Here is a 22,330-nt window from a genome sequence, read left to right as displayed (position 1 = left end):
GACTTGAAGACATCACATGACCGCTCAGCGCCTCGAAAAGGATGGCTCCGGCTATTTCCTCTATCACTCCATCGGCCAGTATCCCGGCAAGGCTGAGGATGTCGCCGCTGCGATGGCCGAGTTCGCAGGCGTGTGGGGTGCGCCGGACGACGGCCAGTGGGGCGCGATCCTGGGTCGACGGGCCGAGTTCGTCGAGCATTGGCGGCGCCTGATCGGCGCGTCCGAGGGCACAGTGACGACATCGGAGAACGTCACGGCGGCGCTGTATGCCCTGATCGGCGCGCTGCCGAGCGAGCATCTCAAAGGACGCAAGCTTCTGGTCGCGGGCGACTGCTTCCCGTCGCTGCATTTTCTTTTAACGGCGCTTAGCCCCCGCTTCGGCTTCTCGCTCGAGACCGTGCCGTTGCGGCAGGGTGCGTCCTACGTGGAAGACGAGGATGTGATCGCGCAATGGGACTCGGAAGTCGGCTTGGCGCTTTTGACATGGGTCTCGTCGACCTCGTCGCATCGGGCAGACATCGCGTCGCTCGCGGCTCATGGCCGCAAGATGGGCAGCCTCGTCGGCGTCGACATCACGCAGGCCGCCGGGCTACTGCCGTTCTCGGTCAACGACCCTGCTGTCGATTTCACCATTTCCACCAGTCTCAAATGGATGTGCGGCACGCCGGGCGCCGGCATGCTTCACGTGGCGAGCGATCTGATCGCCGCCTGTGAACCGGAGTTTCGAGGCTGGTTCAGCCAGGAAAACCCGTTTTCTTGGGATCTGGACAAGTTCCACTACGCGTCCGACATCCGCCGTTTCGACAATGGCACGCCATCGGTGGTGTCGGCACTCGCGAGCCTTCCGGCGATGCGCTGGCATGCTTCTCAGGACGGCGATGCTTTGCTGGCGCACAATCGGGCGCTGTCTGACGCTATCTTCGACGGCATCGAAGGCCTGCCTTTCAGCCTCGTCAGCCCTCGCGACGACAATGCGCGCGGCGGCAGCGTGATGATCCGGCTGGAGGACAGCGAAACCGCCGAGGGCCTGCTATCGACTTTGCGAAACCGCGGCGTCTACGCCGACCGGCGAGATGCGCTCCTGCGCTTCTCGCCGGGGCCGGTCACGACGATGGACGGGGTCGCAGTGCTGGTCGATGCAATGCGAACCCATCTTTCCTGAGCGAAGGGCTCAGTTGCCCTTGGCGAGTTCCGGCGGTCCGCCAAGCGCGTCTTCACCCGCATAGGCCTTGGGCAGGTTGGCTTCCGCTTCCTTTTCCGTCTCGTACCACTGCTCGTAGCGATAGAGCACGAGGTGGTCGCGAGACAGGCCGCGCATCAGGCCGTACATCATCACCAGAATGACGAAAGCGAATGGGAAGCCGGCCACGACAGCCGCCGCCTGCAGCGCACTGAGCCCGCCTGCCACCAGCAACACCGCTGCGATCGCACCTTCCGAAATCGCCCAGAACAGACGCTGGATCTTCGGCGGATCGGCTTCGCCACCGGCGGTCAGCATGTCGATCACGAAGGAGGCGGAGTCGGACGAGGTGACGAACCACATCACGATCATGATCACGAGCAGACCGGTGATGACGTCGGTCAGCGGATAGAAGTCCATCAGCCGGAAAATGGCGTTTCCATAGGCTTCCTGCGTGACGGCGATCAGTCCCGGGTCTCCGGCGAGTTCCATCTGAATGGCGACGCCGCCGAACGCCGTGAACCAGAAGAACATGATCGTTGCCGGCACGAAGAGCACGCCCAGCGTGAATTCGCGAATCGTGCGACCCCGTGAAATGCGCGCGATGAAGATACCGACGAAAGGCGACCAGGAAATCCACCAGGCCCAGTAGAAGATGGTCCAGTCGACCTGCCAGTTGGTGCCCGAATAGGCTTCCGACCAGAACGAGAAATAGACGAACTCGTTGATGTAATTGCCCATGTTCTCGACGAAGCTGTCGAAGATGTAGAGCGTCGGGCCGGTGATCACCATGAAGGCGAGCAGCACGAACGAGACCTGGATGTTAAGGTTCGAAAGCCGCTTGATGCCGCCATCGAGACCCGCAAGCACCGATGCGGTGGCCAAGGCCGTGATCACCGCGATCAGCAGCAACTGGACGTAGATGTTGTTACCTATGCCGAAGAGCGTATCGAGGCCCGCATTGATCTGCATCACGCCGAGGCCCAGCGACGTTACGACGCCGAACATCGTGCCGAAGACTGCCAGAATATCAACCGCATGACCCCAAGGGCCGTAGATGCGCTCGCCGATGATCGGATAGAGCGCGGATCGGATCGAGAGCGGCAAGCCCTTGCGATAATGGAAATAGGCGAGAGCGCAGCCGACGATGCAGTAGACCGCCCAGCCGTGAAAGCCCCAGTGCAGGAACGACAGCACCATGGCCTGTTCGGCCGCAGCGACGCTTTCGGGTTCCTGGAGCGGCGGCGCGTAGAAATGCGTCAGAGGCTCGGCCACGCCCCAATAAAGCAGGCCGATGCCGATGCCGGCCGAGAACATCATCGCGATCCAGGAGAACAGCCCGTATTGCGGGGTTTCCGTTTGGGCGCCGAGCCGGATCGATCCGTATGGGCCGATGGCGAGGTAGAGGCTGGCGGCAACGGCCAGGTTCGTGACGAGGATGAGGAACCAGCCGAAATAGTCGGCAACCGCCGCCTGTGCGCCGAGAAAGATTGCCCCCGATGTTTCCGGAAAAAGCGCTCCAAACAGGATAAACGCGACGATCAGTCCGGCAGAGACCGAGAAGACCGGCACGCTGACATGCGGAAAAGGACCGAGCCGGCCGGTTTTGACCTCTGTAGCCATGTAATAATTGCCCCTTGAACGTTCTGAAATTGCGGCAGAAAGGTGGCCGCATACAGTCCAGAATGCGCTCGCGGACAAACAGTTCCGAAAATGCTGATGAAACAGCGGTGGCGCGGGTCGCCCTTTAGGCGATGGCCCGCGCCTGCCGGAAGGAGACAAGCCGCCTTGCGCTTTCGTCCCAAAGCACGAGCTTCACGCAGGCGAGGCTTTCCATAAAGGTGATGCGGCCGATCTCGTGCAATTCCGGATGGTCCCGAAGCACTTGCGGCAGCCGGTAGAACGGCACCGTTGCGGAGAGATGGTGCACGTGATGAATGCCGATATTGCCGCTCATCCAGCGCAGGACGACCGGAAGATCGTAGTGCGAGCTTCCATGCAGTGCCGCGTTCTGGAAATTCCATTCGTCGGCATCCGACCAATGGGTTTCTTCGAACTGGTGCTGCACGTAGAACAGCCAGACGCCAGCCGTCGCCGCCATCAGGGTGATCGGAATCTGTACCAGCAGAAACTCGATCGGGCCCATCAGCCACATCAGCAAGGCCACCGGAACGGCGATCGCAACATTGGTGGCGAGTGTCGATGTCCAAGGCTGAACACCAGCGCGCATCAGGCCGAAGGGCAGGCGATACTGGCAGATGAAGAGCCAGGCCGGTCCGAGACCGAACATGACGACGGGGTGGCGGTAGAGCCGGTAACGCAGGCGCCCAAGCCACGGCAGGGCACGGTATTCTGCGACGGTGAGGGTCGTGATGTCGCCGATGCCACGCTTGTCGAGATTGCCGGCAGTTGCGTGGTGAACCGCGTGGGTCCGGCGCCAATAATCGTAAGGCGTCAGCGTGAAGACGCCGAGCACGCGGCCGATCCAGTCGTTCACGCTGCGGCGCTGGTAAAGCGTCCCGTGGCCGCAATCGTGCTGCACGATGAACAGCCGTACGAGGAATCCGGCTGCCGGTATGGTGAGGACAAGACCCCACCAGTAGCCGTGCGTCACGGCCAGCGCGGTCAATGCCCAGAGAATCACGAACGGAATGGCCGTGATTGCCAGTTCGTAAGTGCTGCGCAGGGGATCGGGCTTGCGATAGGGGGCGAGGACTTTGGCCCAGGCGCGCGCCTGCGCCTCAGCAGTCGCTTCATGGGTAGGGCGTATGTTCACGAAAACTCCAACCGCGGCCGGGAGCTGAGCCCATGCAGGAAGTGCATGCGGTTTGACCGGACCAGACGCGCCGAACCGGCGCGCCACACTGTGCTCATACGACGTTGAAGGCGCACGCGCAATGAATCAAGCGGCCTGCGGTGTTTTGACGTCATCGATTTCCCGGCCATGGCTCAGGCGGTGGGCTTTCTCCCGACCATGTTGATCATGGTTGGGGCAAGCAGATAGGGATGGCCGAGAGCCCAGCCGAAAACCGGCGTGCGGCCGATCATCTTGAGAAGACCAGCACCCACGGCGCGACCGGCCTTGCCCGCCTTGCGATGCATCGATGTGCTGAGCGTCACCTTGCCGATCTCGGTGTCGAGAGGGTTGAATTCGCCATCCCGCAAAGCCGCATGTCCCTTGGCTTCGTCGAACACCAGATCCGGAAACAGCTGCTTCACGCCTTCATGGGTGAAGCGCCAATAGTCCGATGGATAGCCATGGAACTGCCAGGCGAAGGGCACCGACAGGCAGAGCACGCCTCCGGGCTTCAGCAACTTTGTGATCGCATCCGCCATGGCGAAAGGCTGCCTGCAATGTTCCATCACGCTCATGCAGAAGATCGTGCCGAAGCGCTGGCCGCCCAGGGCGGCTGAGATCGTCTCCATCGGCTGCGTCAGGTCGACGACGCGATCGACGCCTGCCCCTTCGAGCGCATCGATGCCGATATAGTCTCCCTTGGGCGCGAAAAGGGCCCTGAGATTCTGGGTGTCGCCGTAGTCGCGCGACCCGATCTCGAGAAACGGTCCGTCGAAATGTGACGCATTCCGCTCGACGAACAGAAGCTGATTGCGATCGCCCATGGCTGTCCCCCCGATGCCGGGCAGACACTACCGATGGCTATGGCCTCTGTAAATCGACGGTGAAGCGCAGACCTCGCCTGCTACTGGTCGCTCATCTTCAGGGCGGCGATGAAGGCTTCCTGCGGGATGTCGACCTTGCCGAACTGCCGCATGCGCTTCTTGCCCTCTTTCTGCTTGTCGAGGAGCTTGCGCTTGCGGCTGGCGTCGCCGCCATAGCACTTGGCCGTCACGTCCTTGCGCAGCGCCGAGATAGTCTCGCGGGCGATGACCGAGCCGCCGATCGCCGCCTGGATCGGGATCTTGAACATGTGCTTGGGGATCAGCTCCTTGAGCTTCTCGCACATTTCGCGGCCGCGGCGTTCGGCAGCCGAGCGGTGCACCATCATCGACAGAGCGTCGACGGGCTCGGAATTGACGAGGATCTGCATCTTCACGAGGTTGCCCTCGCGATACTCGGTGATCTGGTAGTCGAAGGAGGCATAGCCCTTCGAAAGGGACTTCAGCCGGTCGTAGAAATCGAAGACGACTTCGTTCAGCGGCAGGTCGTAGATGACCATGGCGCGATTGCCGACATAGGACAGGTCGACCTGAATGCCGCGGCGATCCTGGCAAAGCTTGAGAACTGCGCCGAGATAGTCGTCCGGCGTCAGGATGGTCGCGCGGATCCATGGCTCGTGGATTTCACGGATCTTGACCACATCGGGCATGTCGGCCGGGTTATGCAGTTCGCGCTCGGTGCCATCGGTCATCGACAGCTTGTAGACGACGGACGGTGCCGTCGCGATCAGGTCGAGATCGAACTCGCGCTCCAGGCGCTCCTGTACGATTTCGAGGTGCAGCAGGCCGAGGAAGCCGCAGCGGAAGCCGAAGCCCAACGCCGCCGAGCTTTCCATCTCGAAGGAAAACGACGCATCGTTGAGGCGAAGCTTGCCCATTGCGGCGCGCAAATCCTCGAAGTCGGCGGCGTCGACGGGGAACAGGCCGCAGAACACGACCGGCTGCGCCGGCTTGAAGCCAGGCAGCATCGTAGATGTCGGGCGCTTGTCCTCGGTGATCGTGTCGCCGACGCGCGTATCGGCCACTTCCTTGATCGAGCCGGTGATGAAGCCGATTTCGCCGGGGCCGAGCTCCTCGACCGTCACCATCTTCGGCGTGATCACGCCGACGCGCTCGACGGTGTATTTTGCGTCGGTGCCCATCATTCGGATGATCTGGCCCTTCTTCAAATGCCCGTCGAGCACCCGAACGAGGACGATGACGCCAAGATAGCTGTCGTACCAGCTGTCGACGAGAAGCGCCTTCAGCGGATCGTTGCGGTTGCCACCCTTCGGCGGTGGCAGGCGCTTGACGATCGCTTCCAGCACATTCTCGACGCCGAGGCCCGTCTTTGCGGAAATTTCGACCGCATCGGCGGTATCCAGTCCGATCACTTCCTCGATCTGCGCCTTGATGCGCTCCGGCTCGGCGGCCGGCAGGTCGATCTTGTTGAGGACGGTGACGATCTCGTGGTCGTTGTCGAGCGCTTGATAAACGTTTGCAAGCGTCTGCGCTTCGACGCCCTGGCTCGCATCGACGACCAGCAGCGAGCCTTCGCAGGCCGACAGCGACCGAGAGACTTCGTAGGCGAAGTCAACATGGCCGGGCGTGTCGATGAGGTTCAGGACGTAATGCTCGCCGTCCTTTGCATCATATTCGAGCCGGACGGTGTTGGCCTTGATCGTGATGCCGCGCTCGCGCTCGATATCCATCGCGTCGAGGATCTGCTCCTTCATTTCGCGCATCTCGAGCGAGCCGGTCATCTGGATGAGACGGTCGGCAAGCGTCGACTTTCCATGGTCGATATGGGCGACGATGGAAAAGTTACGGATATGGGAAAGCGGCGTTTCGTTCACGGATCTGGTCATGGCGCGCATATAGCGCGGGAAAGGCCCGATTGAAACGGGATTCTCGCGGTCGAGAGCGGCTTGTCGAGGGCGTCAGTTCGTCGCGCTAGCGTCCCTGTCGGCAAGATCGGCCCAGGCATTCTGTTGGGCGAGAATGCTGCGCAGATAAGCGACGTTCGCGGCAGCCTGGGCGGGCGCCAGTTCGGCCCCTGCGATCTGTTCCGCTTCGCCGAACCTACCCTGAAGGCCGACGACGAGCGCGAGGTTCTGGCGCACGCGGCTGTCGGCTTCCGGCTGGGCCACAGCCGTCTTGAGATAGGTCTCCGCAGCCGGCAGATCGCCCTTCAGCAGGTAGGACATGCCGAGATTGGAGAGAACGGATGGCTCGTTCGGCTGGATGTCGAGCGCCTTGCGGTAAAGCGCGCGGGCTTCCTCTGGGCGATCGAGCTGGTCAAGGATCGCGCCTTCCGCCGACAACAGCCGCCAATCGGGCATGTCGGGCGTCTGGGCGCGGCGGATCGTATCCAGTGCCGGCTGCAATTCGCCGGCCGCAGCCTGCGCCTTGCCGAAGGCTGCCAACACATCGTTGTCTGAGGGATGCGAGATGGCAACCTGTTGCATGACCGCCAGCGCCTGGTCGGCGCGCCCGTTCATGTTGAGGATGCTGGCGTAGCTCATGCCGATCGACTTGTCCTGCGGGTCGCGCTCATAGGCGGAGCCGACGCGCCGGGTCGCGGCATCGATTTCGACGGTGTTCATGGCGGCGACCGGTTTGCGCGAATCACCGCCGGGAATGGAGCCGGTCGACATCTGGTCGCGGCTGGAGGCGCATGCCGAAAGCGCGATGCCTAGCGCCAGAATGGCGCCCATACGGGCGGTTCGGGATACAGAAGTGGCTCGTGTCATCGCGTTTTTCATGGTCGATCGCCCGTCATCAGGATCGCGAGACGCTTGGCATCCGAGGAGGTCGAACTGCAGCGCCGCTCGACTGAAAGAGATAATCTGTTAACCCTAACCGTTCCTTAACGCCGATTCCCTTAAGGCCGCCGGCACCCGCTTTGCGGCATTCCAGACGAGGCCCAAACGTGACGTTTCCCTTCGACCGCACGCCCGTTTTCTCCACGCCTGCCGAGAGCGCTTTGCCCGTGTGGCCGCTGGCCAAGGGCGGGGACGCTTCGCATGTGCCGCAGCACGCCAAGGACTGGGCGGATCGGGCTGGGTTCAAGGCGGATGTGGGCATGCTGCTGCCGGTCCCCTCAGCGGATGGCGCTTTGTCCGGGATTCTCGTCGGCATGGGCTCCAAGCCGCTGCCTCTCGCGGCCGGTCGGCTTGCCCGGCTGCTGCCCAAAGGCGATTGGCGCTATGCAGGCCCGGCAGACGGTGCCGAGGATTTCGCCCTTGGCTATGGTCTGGGCTCCTACCGATTCGACCGTTACCGCACGAACGGCAATGGCGCCGACCTGCCTGCGATGGCACTTCCCGATACGGTCGATGGCGCGCGCATCGAGCGCCTGATCGCCGGCTCGTTTCTTGCCCGTGATCTGATCAACACGCCGACAAACGACATGGGCCCGCAGCAACTCGAAGATGCCTTCAGGGCCTTGGGCGCGCGGTTCGGCGCCACCATCACGGTCAACAAGGGCGACGCGCTTCTGGACCAGAACTTTCCGATGATCCATGCGGTGGGCCGCGCAAGCGCGGACGCGCCGCGGCTTTTGGAGCTGCGCCATGGCCGCGCGGGCGCACCGAAGGTGACGCTGGTCGGCAAGGGCGTCTGTTTCGATACCGGCGGCCTCGATATCAAGCCGGCCTCCGGCATGCTGTTGATGAAGAAGGACATGGGTGGGGCGGCCAATGTCATGGGTCTCGCCTTCATGCTGATGGATGCGGGCCTCGATATCGACCTGACGGTGCTGGTGCCTGCGGTGGAGAATGCCATTGCCGGTAACGCCTTCCGCCCCGGCGACATCCTGTCGAGCCGAAAGGGGTTGACGGTTGAGATCGGCAACACCGACGCAGAAGGCCGTCTCGTGCTGGCCGATGCGCTGGCGCTCGCCTGCGAGCGGGAGCCGGAACTGCTGATAGACATGGCGACGCTGACGGGGGCCGCCCGCGTCGCGCTTGGACCCGACCTGCCACCCTATTACACCGATGACGAGAGCCTTGCCGCCGACATCGACGAGGCGCAGCGCGCCGTTGCCGACCCGCTTTGGCGCCTGCCCCTGCACATGGGCTATGATGGCGATCTGTCGAGCAAGGTCGCCGACCTCAACAACGCCCCATCCGGCGGCTTTGCCGGCTCGATCACCGCAGCGCTCTTTCTCAAGCGCTTCGTGTCAGGAGCGGGCTCCTGGGTCCATTTCGACATCTATGGCTGGAACCCGAAGGATCGGCCGCAATCGCCGATGGGCGGCGAGGCGCAGGCGATCCGCGCGCTGTATCATCTTCTCGAAAAACGCTATGGCTGACGGCTTGTTGGAAGGGTCGCCGAGGCGCTAAGAACGGGAACGGCCGCGAACCATTTCGCTGGCGCGGAGCAGAGGGCGAGGTGGACGATGCTGCAATTGCGGGCCTCGGAAGCGCTCGGGCTCTGGCATCGCGTAAGCCTCGATCTCGTGCGGGAAGCGGGTCCGGACCTGACGCTGCGACAACTCGCGATCCTCAGCCAGATCTATCTCGTCCCGCCGCCGCATACAGTACGAGGCCTGGCGGCGACACTGAAGGTGACGAAGCCGGTGATTACACGGGCACTCGATCGCATGGGGCAGATGGGCCTGGTCGACCGTATCCGCGACGACGACGACAGGCGGAACGTGATCATCAAGCGCACCGTCAAGGGTGCGCTTTATCTGGAACGTCTGGGCGACCTCATCGTCGCGTCCGGGCGGCACTTGGAAGAGTGAGACAAAGGATGCTTGATCGAAGGCTGAACGCCTTTCGCGCCGACCTGGCCGAGCAGCGGCTGAAAGGCCTGGTTGAGGCCGAGACCTTTACCGAAGGCACGGCAGGGCGGGTGACGGCGCCGCTCGCAGATCTCAGGCCGCATCCCGACGCAAAGGTCGGAATCGATAGCCAGTTGCTCCTGGGAGAGCGGGTGCAGATATTCGACCGCGCGAACGGGTTCGCCTGGGTCCGTGCCGAGCTTGACGGCTATGTGGGCTATGTATCGGAAAGCGCGATCGAGGACATCAGTGATGAGGCGCCGACCCATTGGGTGACGGCGCTGCGGACCTATCGATACGCCGAACCGGACATGAAGCGGCCGATCGTCGACCAGCTTTCGATCGGAAGCCGGTTAAGAGTTATTGGTGAGACAGAGGTCCGTGGCACGCGCTACGCGCTGACGGACAACAGTTATGCCGTGGTCGCCGCCCATTTGGCTCCGATCGACACTGCTTCGTTGGACCATGTCGCCTGGGCTGCGCGCTTTATCGAGACGCCGTATCTCTGGGGCGGGCGATCCGGGTTTGGCATCGATTGTTCCGGCCTAGTCCAGATGACGCTGATGATGTCAGGCAAGACCGCGCCGCGTGACAGCGACATGCAGGCCAACGCTCTGGGTGTCGAGATCGGCTTCGATGAGCGCAGCCGCGGCGATTTCGTCTTTTGGAGGGGACACGTCGCGATCCTGGAGGACGAAGAGACCGTGATCCACGCCAACGGTCATACGATGACGGTTGCCCGTGAAACCCTCGCGGATGCCATCACTCGCATTGGTCCGGTCTACGGCCAGCCGACGAACCTTCGCCGGGTCTAACTGAAGACGAAACCCGAGCCGCGCTACATCTTCTCGCTCGGCAGCACGCTTGCCTGCTGAACCCATGCGCGAAACTGCGTCTCGTCGAGGATGGCGTCCTCGCGGATATCGAGATAGCGCACCTGCTCCTGCTTGGAGGTGCCCGGGGGCACCGGGTCGAGCGAGGCGCCGCGAAAGAACGCGACCTTCACGTATTTCGCGAAGCAGTGAAAACTGAGAAACCAGCCATTATCGTCCGCGCCGTAGAGAGGAGAGTTCCATTTGACGGCCTTACGGACATCAGGGACGGTCTCGGTTATCAAAGCATCGAGCCGTCGCCCGAGATCACTTTTCCATCCCGGCATTGCGGAAATATAGGCTTGCACCGGCGCCTCGCCGTACCCCTTGGCGATTTGCGGATTGCCACCGGACAGGAGTCGGGGCTGATCGTCGGCCCTGGGCTGCTTTTGCGGATCGTCGGCCATTGTCACACGTCCAGGCAGTGTCACTTTGGCCAATTTACCCGCATGCCACAGCCGATCAATAGCCGGCGGCGCGATCGACAAGGTCGGTCAGCGGCTCGCCTGCATCGTGGCGGTTCATCTGCGTAACCATCGGCGGGATGATCTTGGCTGGCGAGGAGGCCGCCGCGGCATGCGGAGTGATCGTCACCCGCGGATGACGCCAGAGTGGGCTTGAGGCGGGCAGCGGTTCGCTTTCGAAGACATCGAGGCTGGCGGCGGCCAGTGCACCGCTTTCGAGGGCTAGCAGGATATCAGCCTCGTTCTGCAATCCGCCGCGGCCCGCATTGATGAGGATGGGCCCCGCGAAGTCCGGTCCGGGCTTCTTCATCTGTGCGAAAAGCGGCGCTGCGAGAATGCCGGCCGTATCGGGCGTCAGCGGCAACAGGCAGACGATCATGTCGGCAGAGCCCAGAAACGCACCGAGTTGGTCTTCACCAGCGAATACCGTGATGCCGGAAGCCGATTTTTTCGGCCGGCGGGACCAGCCCGTGACCCGAAAGCCCAGTGCCTGCAACTTGGTCGCCGCATCGAGCCCGAGATGTCCCAGGCCCATAATGCCGACGGTGACCTTGTCCGCCGATTTCTGGGCGAGGTCTTCACGCCAGATGCAACGCCGTTGCTGGTCCCGATAAGCCGGGCCCTTCCGGTGATGGTCGAGCACCTGCCAGACGACATATTCGCTCATGCGCAGCGTGAGATCGGTCGAGACGACCCTGACGATGGGGACGTCCGGCACATGCGGGTCCTGGAAGAGGTGATCGACGCCGGCTCCGATCGAAAAGATCGCCTTGAGGTTCGGCAGGTCCTTCAGGATCCCGTGCGGTTGCTTCCAGACGACCGCATAGTCGATCGTCGGATCGGCGGGATGGTCGGGCGCCAGCACGATTTCGCGATCCGGTGCTTGCCGGCGCAGCGCATCGACCCAGACGTCCGGGGACCAACCGGTGAGCGACAGAAGAACGCGGCCCTTGCGTAACGTGTCCATCATGCGTCCTGTAGATCGACAAAGCGGGCGTGGTGGCGGGCAAACCAGTTGAGGGCGAGCAGCGTGAAGCCGTTGGTGATGAAGCCAGCGTCCGCAGCGGCAATGGCATCTTCAAGCGATACGCGGAATGGGAAGATCGTTTCGTCCTCGTCGGTGCCAGCCTGCGCGTGGAATGCGGTCGCATCGACCGGCGCGACGAAAAGCGTGGCATATTCGTCCGCCATTCCGGGCGTCGGCAGGAAATCGGCTGCCCAGTGCAGCGTCTCGGCGACGAGGCCCGTTTCCTCCGTCAGTTCCCGCAGTGCCGCGGCCTCGACGTCCTCGCCTGCATCGACTGCGCCGGCGACGATCTCGATCATCATGCCGCGCCCGGTGCGCAGATGCGCCGCGAGCCGGAATTGCCGAAGCAGGATGATATCGCCGCTTTTTGGATCGTAGGGAAGAACCGCGGCCGTGCGGTGCGTAACCAGAAGCTCGCGCGTCAGCACCTGCGCGCTGTCATCCGGCTCGACCAGCCCTGTCGCCTGGTTGGCTTCCGCGAAGGTGACGAGATCATAGGTGCGAAAGCCCGAAAACAACGTCTCGCGCGCATCGATGCGGATGCGGCTCTCGCCGTCCCTGAGGTCGATCGACGCTTCGGTCACTGGTTGACCGCTTCCCTGGCGACGGTTTCCATATCGAAGGCTGCTGCCATCAGCGCCTTGGTATAATCCGTCTGCGGGTTATCGAAGATCTGGTCGGATGTTCCGCGTTCCACCACCTTGCCGTTGCGCATCACCATCACCTCGTTGGCAAGCGCACGAACCACTTTCAGATCGTGGCTGATGAAGAGATAGGCGAGATCGTGCTTCTTCTGCAGATCGCGCAGGAGATCGACCACCTGTGCCTGCACGCTCATGTCGAGCGCCGAGGTCGGTTCGTCCAGCATCACGAAACGCGGCTTCAGCACCATGGCGCGCGCGATGGCGACGCGCTGGCGCTGCCCGCCGGAAAACTCATGCGGATAGCGGAAGCGGGTTTCCGGATTGAGGCCCACTTCCTGCAGCGCTTCGACGACCTTTGCATCGCGCTCGCTGGCGGAAAGCTTGGGTTCGTGGATCGCAAGCCCTTCGGCCACGATCTCCGCGATCGACATGCGTGGCGAGAGCGATCCGTAGGGATCCTGGAATACGACCTGCATGCGATTGCGCAGCGGCTTCATCTCGGCGAACGAAAAGGCATTGATGTCCTTGCCGACGAAGCCGATGCGGCCCTCCGATGCGATCAGGCGCGTCAACGCGAGGCCCAGCGTGGTCTTGCCGGATCCGGACTCGCCGACGACGCCGAGCGTCTGGCCGGCGCGCAGTTCGAGATCGATGCCGTCGACCGCCTTCACATGGTCGACGGTCTTTCGCAGGAACCCCTTCTTGATCGGAAACCAGACCTTCACGCCGGTGCCGGAAAGCACGACGGGCGCGTTCTCGTTCAAGGCAGGCGCGCGGCCCTTGGGCTCGGCCGCCAGCAGATGGCGCGTGTAATCATGCTGCGGATTGGCAAAGATCTCGGCGGTCGGTCCCGTCTCGACGATCTTGCCCTTGGTCATGACGCAGACACGGTCGGCGATCTTGCGGACGATGCCGAGGTCGTGGGTGATGAACAGCATGGCCATGCCGTGCTTGTCTTTCAGCGATTTCAGAAGCTCCAGGATCTGCGCCTGAACGGTCACGTCGAGCGCGGTCGTCGGCTCATCCGCAATCAGAAGCTTCGGCCGGTTGGCGAGCGCCATGGCGATCATGACGCGCTGGCGCTGCCCACCCGACAACTGGTGCGGAAACGCCTCCAGCCGCTTCTCCGGCTCGCGAATGCCGACCTGGTGCATGAGGTCGATGACCTGCGGCCGCGCCTCGTTCTCACGGATGCCCTGATGCAGCATCAGGATTTCTGCGATCTGCTTTTCGATGGAGTGGAGCGGATTGAGCGATGTCATCGGCTCCTGGAAGATCATCGTGATGTCGTTGCCGCGCACGCGCCTCAGCGCTTTCACATCGGCCGACAGCAGATCCTGGCCGTCGAACAGGATGCGTCCCGATGGATGGCTGGCCGCCGGGTAGGGCAGCAATCTCAGCACCGAAAGCGCCGAGACCGATTTGCCGGACCCGGATTCGCCGACGAGCGCCACCGTTTCCCCGGCATGGATATCGAACGACACGTGATCGACCGCCGGAACGGTGACGCCCTCCTGATGGAAGGCGACCGACAGATCCTGAACGGACAGGAGGGGCGTGCTTGGCGCGTTGGTCAATGCGGTTCCCCTCACCGGAAAGTCTTGCGCGGGTCGAAGGCGTCGCGGGTCGCCTCGCCGATGAAGATCAGCAGCGAAAGCATCAGCGATATGACGAGGAAGGCGGTGATGCCGAGCCAGGGTGCCTGCAGGTTGCGCTGGCCCTGCGCGATCATTTCGCCGAGCGAGGGCGAGCCGGGCGGCAGGCCGAAGCCCAGGAAGTCCAGAGAGGTCAGCGTCGTGATCGAGCCCGACAGGATGAAGGGCAGGAAGGTCAGCGTGGCGACCATCGCGTTCGGCAGCAGGTGGCGGAACATGATCGTGGTGTTCGACACGCCGAGGGCGCGCGCAGCGTTCACATATTCGAAATTGCGCGCCCGAAGGAATTCCGCACGCACGATGCCGACGAAGGCGACCCAGGAAAAGAGCAGCATGATCCCGAGCAATATCCAGAAACCTGGCGGAAGGATCGCGGCGATGATCAACAGGATGTAGAGCACCGGCATCGAGGACCAGATCTCGATGAAGCGCTGCAGGATCAGGTCCGTCCAACCGCCGAAATAGCCCTGCACAGCACCGGAAGCGACGCCGACGACGGCCGATGCCGCCGTGAGAATGAGCCCGAAGAGCACGGAGATGCGGAACCCGTAGATCAGCCGAGCGCTCACGTCGCGCGCCTGGTCGTCCGTGCCGAGCCAGTTCATATTGCCGAGCGTGCAATTGGGATCGTCGGGTCCGAGCGGGTAGGCCGAACAACGCTCGCTCTCGCTCATCATCCAGAATGGCGGGGTCGGTGCCGAGCGCGGAATGTTGGAATTGGCCGTCTGGTAGGAATAGCGGATCGGCGGCCAGATCATCCAGCCATTCGCCTCGATCTCCTCCTGAATGAAGGGATCGCGGTAATCGGTCTGGGCAAGGAAGCCTCCGAATTTCTCCTCCGGATAGTCGACGACGACGGGGAAGAGGATCTCGCCATTGTAGGACGCGATGATCGGGCGGTCATTGGCGATGAATTCGGCCAGCATCGCCAGAACGAACACGACGAGGAATGTCCACATCGACCAGTAGCCGCGCCGGTTGGCCTTGAAGTTCTGCCAGCGGCGCCGGTTCATCGGCGAGAGGAAGGCTCGCTTCGGACGCTGTGGCGCAATGGGCGTATCGGTGCCTGGCCCCGGCGTCTCTACTGGCGCCGAGCGCTCTGTCGGCGGAATGGGCTGGGTGACGGTCATGTCAGACATCCCTCCGCTCGAAATCGATCCGCGGATCGACCCAGGTGTAGAGCAGGTCGGAGAGGAGACCGATCAGAAGCCCCATCAGGGAGAAGATGTAGAGCGTCGCGAAGACGACCGGATAATCGCGCCGCACGACGGACTCGAAACCGAGGCGGCCGAGACCGTCGAGCGAAAAGATCGTCTCGATGAGAAGCGAGCCGGTGAAGAAGGCCGAGATGAAGGCTGCCGGAAAACCCGCGATGATGATCAGCATCGCGTTGCGGAAGACGTGCTTGTAGAGCACCGAGCGCTCCGAAAGCCCCTTCGCCCGTGCTGTCGTCACATACTGCTTGCGGATTTCGTCGATGAACGAGTTCTTGGTCAGAAGCGTCGTCGTGGCAAAGGCGGCCAGCGCCAGCGACAGAAGCGGCAGCGTCAGGTGCCAGAAATAATCGATGATCTTCTCCCACCAGGAGAGCTGGGCAAAATTGTCCGAGACGAGGCCGCGCAAGGGGAACCAGTCGAAGAACGACCCGCCGGCAAAGAGCACGATCAGAAGAATGCCGAACAGGAAGCCCGGGACCGCGTAGGCGACGATGATGATGCCGGACGTCCATACGTCGAAGCGTGAGCCGTCCTCCATGGCCTTCTTGATGCCGAGCGGAATGGAGATGATGTAGGAGAGAAGCAGAATCCAGACGCCGAGCGAGATGGAGACGGGCAGTTTCTCGACGATGAGATCGATCACCGACACGTCGCGGAAATAACTGTTGCCGAAATCGAACCGCAGATAGTTCCAGATCATGGTTGCGAAGCGCTCGAGCGGCGGCTTGTCGAAGCCGAACTGCGCTTCGAGCTGCGCGATGAATTGCGGATCGAGCCCCTGCGCGCCGCGATAGCGCGACGAGCCACCGTCGTTGCCGGAAAATTCCTGGCCGGCACCGAGATCGCCGCTGCCGCCGCCGATCCGGTCGGACAAGCCGTCGCCCTGGCCAGTCAGATCCGCGATGACCTGTTCGACCGGCCCGCCCGGGGCGAACTGGATGACGGCGAAGGAGATCGCCATGATGCCGAAGATCGTCGGGATCATCAAAAGCAGGCGACGCGCGATATAAGCGCCCATCAGATGCGGTTCCCTCTGAAATGCCCTTTGGGGCGTGCAGAGCTATGTCCTGCCAATTGCCTGAGCCTTCTCCTGGTCGTACCACCAGAGCTGTTCCACCGGCCAGCCATAATCCGGTTTCGGATCGACGAAGCCGAACATGTCCCAATGGGCCACGAGGTGATTCGCCGAGTACCAGTTTGGAATCCAGTCGAGCCGCGCCCGCAAGACCCGATCGAGCACGCGCATGACCGTGACCAGCTCTTCGCGGCTTTCCACCCGTTCCATGTGGTCGAGAAGCCCGTCGTAAACTGCGTCCTTGGCGCCCGGAAGATTGCGCATGCCTTTCGGATCGGCCGAGCGGGTCGAAACGAAGGTCTCGAAGGATTCAGCCGTCGGCGTCGCTGAAAACTGGACGGCCATCATGACCATGTCGAAATCGTAGTCGTTCGTCCGCGCCGTATACTGCGCCGAATCGACCAACCGAAGCGACGCATCGATGCCGATCCGGCGCAGGTTCTGGATGAAGCCCGCATGAAGCCGTTCGAACACCGTCGCCTGGATAAGGATTTCCAGCGCGATGGGCCGACCATCGCGCAAGAGCCGGCCGCCTTGCTGCGCAAAGCCTGCTTCGCGCAAAAGCTCGACGGCGCGCTGCAGAAGTCTTCGATCACGGCCTGAGCCATCCGAGAGCGGCGCCACCCGTGGCTCGCCCAAAACGCCGTCAGGCAGAGGGCTCTTCAAGCCATTCAGCAATTCCAGTTCCGCGCCCGTGGGCAGGCCTTCGGCCTTGAACTCGGAGTTCTCGAAGGGCGACTGCGAGCGCGCGTAGACCCCGTAAAACAGCTTGTCGTTGGTCCACTCGAAATCGAAACAGAGGCTAACCGCCTCGCGCACTCGGATATCGTCGAACGGCTCTCGCCGCTGGTTCAGCGCCCAAGCCTGCATCGATGGGCGCGTTTCGCGCGGAAACTCCTGTTTCAGCACGCGGCCATCGGTGACGGCTGGAAACTCATAGCCGGTTGACCACACCTGCGCGGTCGATTCCTGGCGGAAATGAATGTCGCCCTTCTTGAAGGCTTCGAATTCGGCCGTGCGCTCCGCATAGAATTCGATCCGGATGACGTCGAAATTGGCAAGGCCCCTCCCGGTCGGCAGGTCCGTCGCCCAGTAGTCTGGAACGCGCTCATATTCGATGAAGCGACCCGACTCGACGCGGCTCGGCCTGTATGGACCGGAGGAAACCGGCACGTGCAGCGAAGATGCATTGAAGTCGTTAGCCGAATAATAGATCTGCGACAGAATTGGGATGGAAGTGAGCGCGAGGATGGCCCGTCCGGATTGCTGGCCATCGTAGCCGACCTCCACCGTACGATCGTCGATCGCCTCGGCCCTGACCATGGACATAAGTGCAGACGAGAGGTCGGGGTGGCCGCTCTCCTTGATCAATTGCAGCGAGAAGGCAACGTCCCCTGCCGTCAGCGGTGTCGCGTCATGGAACAGGATGCCGTCGCGCAGGCCGAAACGGACCGAATTGCGGTCTTCGGCAATCTCGACCCACTCGGCCGCGTGGCAATAGAGAGCATCCGGTTCATCGAGCGCCGACACCATCAACGTATCGAAGCACATGGTCATGCGCGGTGGCGCATCGCCGGCGAGCACGAATGTATTCAGCGTGTTGAAGGTCTGTGGGTTCTGGTTGTAGAGCCAGTTGGCAACGGCAGTGTGGAACCGGCCGCCTTTCGGGGCCTGCGGGTTCACATAGTCGAAATGGGCAAAGTCGGCTGCGTATTTGAGCTCCCCGAAAGCGGAGAGCCCGTGCAGCCGCTGGCCGGTTGGATTGGCGGCAAAGGCGCCGCTGATCGAAATCGGCAGCGACAGCGCGGCCGCCGTCGCCGCGGCGCCCGTGAGAAACTGGCGCCGGTTCAGTGCGTGCCGACCGTCACGGGAGGGCATTGGCTCAGCCCTCATCGCCGCCTTCGGCGTCTTTCGACCACCAGACATCGGGGAAGCCGATCGAATATTCAGGCAAAAGCTCGGGCCGAGCGAACTTGTCCCAGTAGGCGATGCGGGCAGCACGCGCCGTGTAGGTCGGGATGACGTAATCATGGGCGAGCAGGACGCGGTCGAGAGCCCGCGTCGCCGCGATGAGTGTGTCGCGGTCGTCTGCGAAGACGACTTCGCGGATCAGGGCATCGATTCCCGGATCGACGATGCCGCCGAAATTCTGCGATCCTTCGCGGTCGGCCGACCGTCCGCCCCAATATTCCCACTGCTCGTTGCCGGGCGACAGGGACTGGCCCCAGCCGGCATAGATCACGTCGAAGTCGCGCGAGCGGATACGGTTGATATATTGCGACGGCTCGACCGTGCGCACGCTGACGGCAACGCCGATGCGGCGGAGGTTCTCGCTCCAGGGCAGGGCGACGCGCTCGATGGTCGGTCCGTTGAGGATGATCTCGAACGAGAAAGGTTCGCCGGTCTCCGAATTGACCATCCGGTTGTTCTGGATTTCATAGCCGGCTTCCGAAAACAGCCGCACGGCTTCGCGTAGGTTTTCGCGTTGCGCCTGCGGATTTCCGCCGGTGGGATTGGTGTATTCCGTGTCGAACACTTCCGCCGGGATTTGGTCGCGGGCTCTTTCCAGAATTTCCAGCTCCTCGCCCTGCGGCAGGCCCGAAGACGCCAGTTCCGTCCCGAAGAAATAGCTGTCCACCCGCTCATAGGCGCCGAAGAAGATCGTGCGGTTGAGTTCTTCGAAATCGAACGCGTAGTTCAGTGCGCGGCGCACGCGTTCGTCCTGGAACTTTTCGCGGCGCAGATTGGGAATGAAGCCGACGAGCTGGCCGGAGGCGCGATACGGGTTTTCCAGTTCCTCGCGCACGATGCGGCCGTCATTGGCGGCGGGGAAATCATAGCCGGTTTCCCACCGAATGGCGGCGTTCTCGACCCAATAATCGAAATTGCCGGCCTTGAAGGCCTCGAACTCAACGTTGCGATCGGCGAAATAGATGTAGCTGATGCGGTCGAAATTGTTCGTGCCGACGCGCGCCGGAACGTCTGCGCCCCAATAGTCCTCGACCCGCTCATAGGTGACGTCGGCGCCGGGATTGAAGGCCGAGATCCGGTAGGGGCCCGAACCGAGCGGCGGCTCCAGCGTGGTTGTGCCGATGTCGCGCGGTTGTCCTTTGGGACCTTCGCCTTCCCACCAGTGCTTCGGCAGGATGAGCAACTGTCCGACGATCTGCGGCAATTCACGATTGTTCGCCTCGTCGAAGGTGAAGGTCACCTCCCGTTCACCGGTGGCTTCGGCCCCGGTGACGTGTTGGTAGTAGAACTGCCGCTGCGGATCGAGTTCGATCGCCTTCTCGAAGCTCCAGATCACGTCTTCCGGCGTGACCGGCTCGCCATCGTGCCAGCGCGCGCCTTCGCGAAGCCGGAAGGTGACGGAGGAATAGTCGTCGGGATAGCTCAGCGCTTCGGCCAGCAGCCCGTATTCGGCGGATGCCTCGTCCTGGGAGCGCTCCATGAGCGTTTCGTAGACGAGGTTGAGCCCGGTCGCCACTTCGCCGCGTGCCAGCAGCGGGTTGAAGGTGTCGAACGAACCCGAGGTCGACAGGCGGAGCGTTCCGCCCTTGGGTGCCTCGGGGTTCACATACTCGAAATGCGGGAAATCTGCCGGATATTTGGGATCGCCGATGAGGGCTGCGCCGTGGCGCCACTGCCGGGCCTCATCCTCCTGTGCGACGACGGGGGAAGCGGCGTTCGCCAGCATCAGGATGGCCCCGAGTGCCGCGACGGCGATGCGCTGCTTTGAAGTCTTGCCACAGGCTGCGATCATGCAGGTCTCCTCATGCGTTGCACCACACGACAATAAGCAAAATTGTGACAAAGAACAGGCTGGGCCCTGTCACGCGGTCGTGAAGCGAAGCTTGGTTTTGGCCTTGACGGTGTGGCCTTGAATCGAAAAGCCGGAGCGAGGGCCCCGGCTTTTGAAACGAGTGGAAGTTGAAGCCGCTTATTCGGCGGGAAGTTCGGCAGGCGTTTCGGCCAGCGTGCGCAGATAGGCGATCACGGCCGCACGACGGTCATCCTCGACGACCCCAGGATAGGCCATGTAGGTGCCTTCGACTTCGTCCATTGGTGCAGCGAGGAACTGGTCGAGCAGGGCGTAGTCCCAAACAGCGCCTTCGCCACCATAGTCCACGAAGTTCTCGGAATATTCGAACCCCTCGACGCCGGCGACGTCACGGTTGACGACACCCCAGAGATTAGGACCGACAAGCGCTTCGCCGCCTTCATCTACAGTGTGGCAGGCCGAGCATTCCTGGAAAACTTCTTCGCCGAGAGCAACATCAGCAGAAGCGATGAGTGCAACAGCGCCACCGGCAGCAGCCGAAGCTTCCTCGTCCGCGGGAGGCGCTGCGCCTTCGGCAGGGGCAGCCTCGTCGCCTTCGGTCGCATCATCGGCAGGCGCGGCAGCGTCGGTGTCGGCCGGTTCGCCTTCGGCGGGAACGGCTGCTCCATCGCCGGTGGGCTCGGCGTCCGTAGGTGCTTCGGTGGGAGCGGTACCTTCTTCGGCGGGTGCCGCGTCCTCGGCCGGCGCTGCTTCATCTTCTGCAGGAGCAGCTTCGCCCTCAGCAGGAGGAGCTTCGCCCTCAGCAGGCGCGGCTTCTTCCGCAGGTGCTTCTTCGCCTTCGGCCGGTGCTGCCTCGCCTTCGGCGGGAGCGGCGGCTTCTTCGCCACCAGCTGCCGGCAATTCTACAGGCTCGCTGGAAAGCGTTGCGAGATAGGCAAGGAGGTCGGCGCGGTCGCTATCGTTTGGAAGACCGGCAAAGCCCATCGACGTGCCCGGAACTTCTTCGCGCGGTGCGAGGATGAAGGCGTCGAGATTGGCGAATTCCCAGACCTTGGCGCCACCTTCGCTGTATTCGACCATGCCGGACGAATAGGAGAAGCCCTCATTGTTGGCCACCGTGTTGCCAACGATGTCCCAGAGGTTCGGGCCGACGCGGTTGGCGCCACCTTCTTCGACGCCGTGGCATGCGGCGCAGCGGCGGAAGATCGATTCGCCGTTTGCGGCGTCAGCATCGGCGAGCATCGCGAGCGCCGGGCTGCCTTCGGCAGCGGCTGCTTCGCCTTCGCCGCCTTCAGCGCCCTCGGCAGGTGCTTCGGCAACCTCGACGGGCTCCGGCAACGGTGCCGGCTCGCTGGAAAGTTCGCGCAAATAGGCAATGACGTTGGCAAGCTCGTCTTCGCGCGTCAGGCCGGCAAAGCTCATGGCCGTGCCCTGGATGTAGCTGCGCGGTGCGGCAAGGAAGCCGGCAAGGTGTTCGTAGTCCCAGACGACTTCGCCGCCTTCGGAGAACTCCGTCATTGCGGCCGAATAGCTGAAGCCTTCGTGGCTGGCGATCGGACGGTTGACGACACCCCAGAGGTTCGGGCCGACGCGGTTCGCGCCACCTTCGTCGACGGTGTGGCAAGCCTGGCACTTGGCGAAGGATGCTTCGCCGGCAGCGGCATCGGCCGTCTGCAGCAGGTTTGCAATCGGCGTCGCCTGCGGAGCACCGCCGCCATCGCCCGTCTCGGCCTCGGCGACCTCGATAACGAAGCCTTCTTGTTCAGGCGCTTCGGCGTGAAACAACGACTCCGACACGAGCGACACCGACATAACGACAAAAACTGTGCCGAGAAATGCGCCGGCGGCCATGTTCAGATAGGAGGAGTTCATTCCGTAGCTCCGATGCGCCACTGCCCTTGCGACAGGGGCCTTCTTGAATTCGCGCGGAACCTATGTCTTTTGCACAGGGCTTGCAACACTGTTTGTC

Annotated in this window: 18 protein-coding genes; 4 read left to right on the top strand and 14 right to left on the bottom strand. The window is 62.7% G+C overall.

The genetic code is table 11. From position 1 onward, the window contains the following. The first annotated feature begins 16 nt into the window (after window positions 1-16). Entirely contained in the window at window positions 17-1,162 is a 1,146-nt protein-coding gene (locus tag GC125_RS18420) for an aminotransferase class V-fold PLP-dependent enzyme (RefSeq protein WP_151986984.1), read from the top strand. 9 nt (window positions 1,163-1,171) lie between these two features. On the opposite strand, the gene GC125_RS18415 is transcribed toward GC125_RS18420, so the two are convergent. From GC125_RS18415 to GC125_RS18395, 5 genes are all read right to left on the bottom strand, one after another. After that, window positions 1,172-2,803: a BCCT family transporter gene (locus GC125_RS18415; RefSeq protein ID WP_151986983.1), complete on the bottom strand. Its 1,632-nt coding sequence runs from the start codon at window positions 2,801-2,803 to the stop codon at window positions 1,172-1,174. A 124-nt stretch (window positions 2,804-2,927) separates the two neighbouring features. Beyond that, entirely contained in the window at window positions 2,928-3,956 is a 1,029-nt protein-coding gene (locus tag GC125_RS18410; RefSeq protein WP_151986982.1) for a fatty acid desaturase, read from the bottom strand. A 173-nt stretch (window positions 3,957-4,129) separates the two neighbouring features. Next, a complete protein-coding gene (locus tag GC125_RS18405) occupies window positions 4,130-4,801 on the bottom strand; it encodes a class I SAM-dependent methyltransferase (protein ID WP_151986981.1) in 672 nt (223 codons plus the stop codon). Window positions 4,802-4,881: 80 nt separating this feature from the next. Next, window positions 4,882-6,705, bottom strand: coding sequence for a translation elongation factor 4 (lepA, locus tag GC125_RS18400; protein ID WP_286165572.1), 1,824 nt, complete (start codon window positions 6,703-6,705; stop codon window positions 4,882-4,884). Window positions 6,706-6,777: 72 nt separating this feature from the next. After that, window positions 6,778-7,590, bottom strand: coding sequence for a tetratricopeptide repeat protein (locus GC125_RS18395; protein WP_151986979.1), 813 nt, complete (start codon window positions 7,588-7,590; stop codon window positions 6,778-6,780). A 179-nt stretch (window positions 7,591-7,769) separates the two neighbouring features. On the opposite strand from GC125_RS18395, the gene GC125_RS18390 reads away from it, so the two are divergent. The 3 genes from GC125_RS18390 (at window position 7,770) to GC125_RS18380 (ending at window position 10,441) form a co-directional block, all read left to right on the top strand. Beyond that, the gene (locus GC125_RS18390) at window positions 7,770-9,152 is read left to right on the top strand and encodes a leucyl aminopeptidase family protein (RefSeq protein ID WP_199864641.1); all 1,383 of its coding nucleotides are present in this window, start codon (window positions 7,770-7,772) and stop codon (window positions 9,150-9,152) included. Between the two features lie 87 nt (window positions 9,153-9,239). Beyond that, window positions 9,240-9,587 carry a MarR family winged helix-turn-helix transcriptional regulator gene (locus GC125_RS18385; RefSeq protein WP_151986978.1) on the top strand — a complete coding sequence of 116 codons (348 nt, stop codon included), beginning with the start codon at window positions 9,240-9,242 and terminating at the stop codon, window positions 9,585-9,587. Between the two features lie 8 nt (window positions 9,588-9,595). Further along, entirely contained in the window at window positions 9,596-10,441 is an 846-nt protein-coding gene (locus GC125_RS18380) for a C40 family peptidase (RefSeq protein WP_151986977.1), read from the top strand. A gap of 23 nt (window positions 10,442-10,464) precedes the next feature. Here the strand turns inward: GC125_RS18380 and GC125_RS18375 are convergent, their stop codons facing one another. From GC125_RS18375 to GC125_RS20100, 9 genes are all read right to left on the bottom strand, one after another. Then, on the bottom strand, window positions 10,465-10,905 hold the full coding sequence (locus GC125_RS18375; RefSeq protein ID WP_151986976.1) for a DUF1801 domain-containing protein: 441 nt from the start codon (window positions 10,903-10,905) through the stop codon (window positions 10,465-10,467). 55 nt (window positions 10,906-10,960) lie between these two features. Beyond that, the gene (locus tag GC125_RS18370; RefSeq protein ID WP_151986975.1) at window positions 10,961-11,932 is read right to left on the bottom strand and encodes a 2-hydroxyacid dehydrogenase; all 972 of its coding nucleotides are present in this window, start codon (window positions 11,930-11,932) and stop codon (window positions 10,961-10,963) included. Beyond that, on the bottom strand, window positions 11,929-12,573 hold the full coding sequence (locus GC125_RS18365) for an NUDIX domain-containing protein (RefSeq protein WP_151986974.1): 645 nt from the start codon (window positions 12,571-12,573) through the stop codon (window positions 11,929-11,931). The genes GC125_RS18370 and GC125_RS18365 overlap by 4 nt, the downstream gene beginning before the upstream one ends. After that, window positions 12,570-14,210: an ABC transporter ATP-binding protein gene (locus GC125_RS18360; protein WP_151986973.1), complete on the bottom strand. Its 1,641-nt coding sequence runs from the start codon at window positions 14,208-14,210 to the stop codon at window positions 12,570-12,572. The genes GC125_RS18365 and GC125_RS18360 overlap by 4 nt, the downstream gene beginning before the upstream one ends. Before the next feature lie 11 nt (window positions 14,211-14,221). Continuing rightward, window positions 14,222-15,301: an ABC transporter permease gene (locus tag GC125_RS18355; RefSeq protein ID WP_286165692.1), complete on the bottom strand. Its 1,080-nt coding sequence runs from the start codon at window positions 15,299-15,301 to the stop codon at window positions 14,222-14,224. A gap of 118 nt (window positions 15,302-15,419) precedes the next feature. After that, window positions 15,420-16,523 carry a microcin C ABC transporter permease YejB gene (locus tag GC125_RS18350; protein WP_151986971.1) on the bottom strand — a complete coding sequence of 368 codons (1,104 nt, stop codon included), beginning with the start codon at window positions 16,521-16,523 and terminating at the stop codon, window positions 15,420-15,422. A gap of 42 nt (window positions 16,524-16,565) precedes the next feature. Continuing rightward, complete coding sequence (locus GC125_RS18345; protein WP_151986970.1) at window positions 16,566-18,458, bottom strand: extracellular solute-binding protein; 1,893 nt, start codon at window positions 18,456-18,458, stop codon at window positions 16,566-16,568. 4 nt (window positions 18,459-18,462) lie between these two features. Beyond that, on the bottom strand, window positions 18,463-20,343 hold the full coding sequence (locus tag GC125_RS18340) for an extracellular solute-binding protein (RefSeq protein WP_151986969.1): 1,881 nt from the start codon (window positions 20,341-20,343) through the stop codon (window positions 18,463-18,465). Window positions 20,344-20,520: 177 nt separating this feature from the next. Next, on the bottom strand, window positions 20,521-22,233 hold the full coding sequence (locus GC125_RS20100) for a c-type cytochrome (protein ID WP_199864640.1): 1,713 nt from the start codon (window positions 22,231-22,233) through the stop codon (window positions 20,521-20,523). Window positions 22,234-22,330 lie beyond the last annotated feature (97 nt).

This window comes from Rhizobium sp. EC-SD404, assembly GCF_902498825.1.
Taxonomy (GTDB): Bacteria; Pseudomonadota; Alphaproteobacteria; order Rhizobiales; family Rhizobiaceae; genus Georhizobium.
This window is presented reverse-complemented; position numbering and strand designations above follow the sequence as displayed.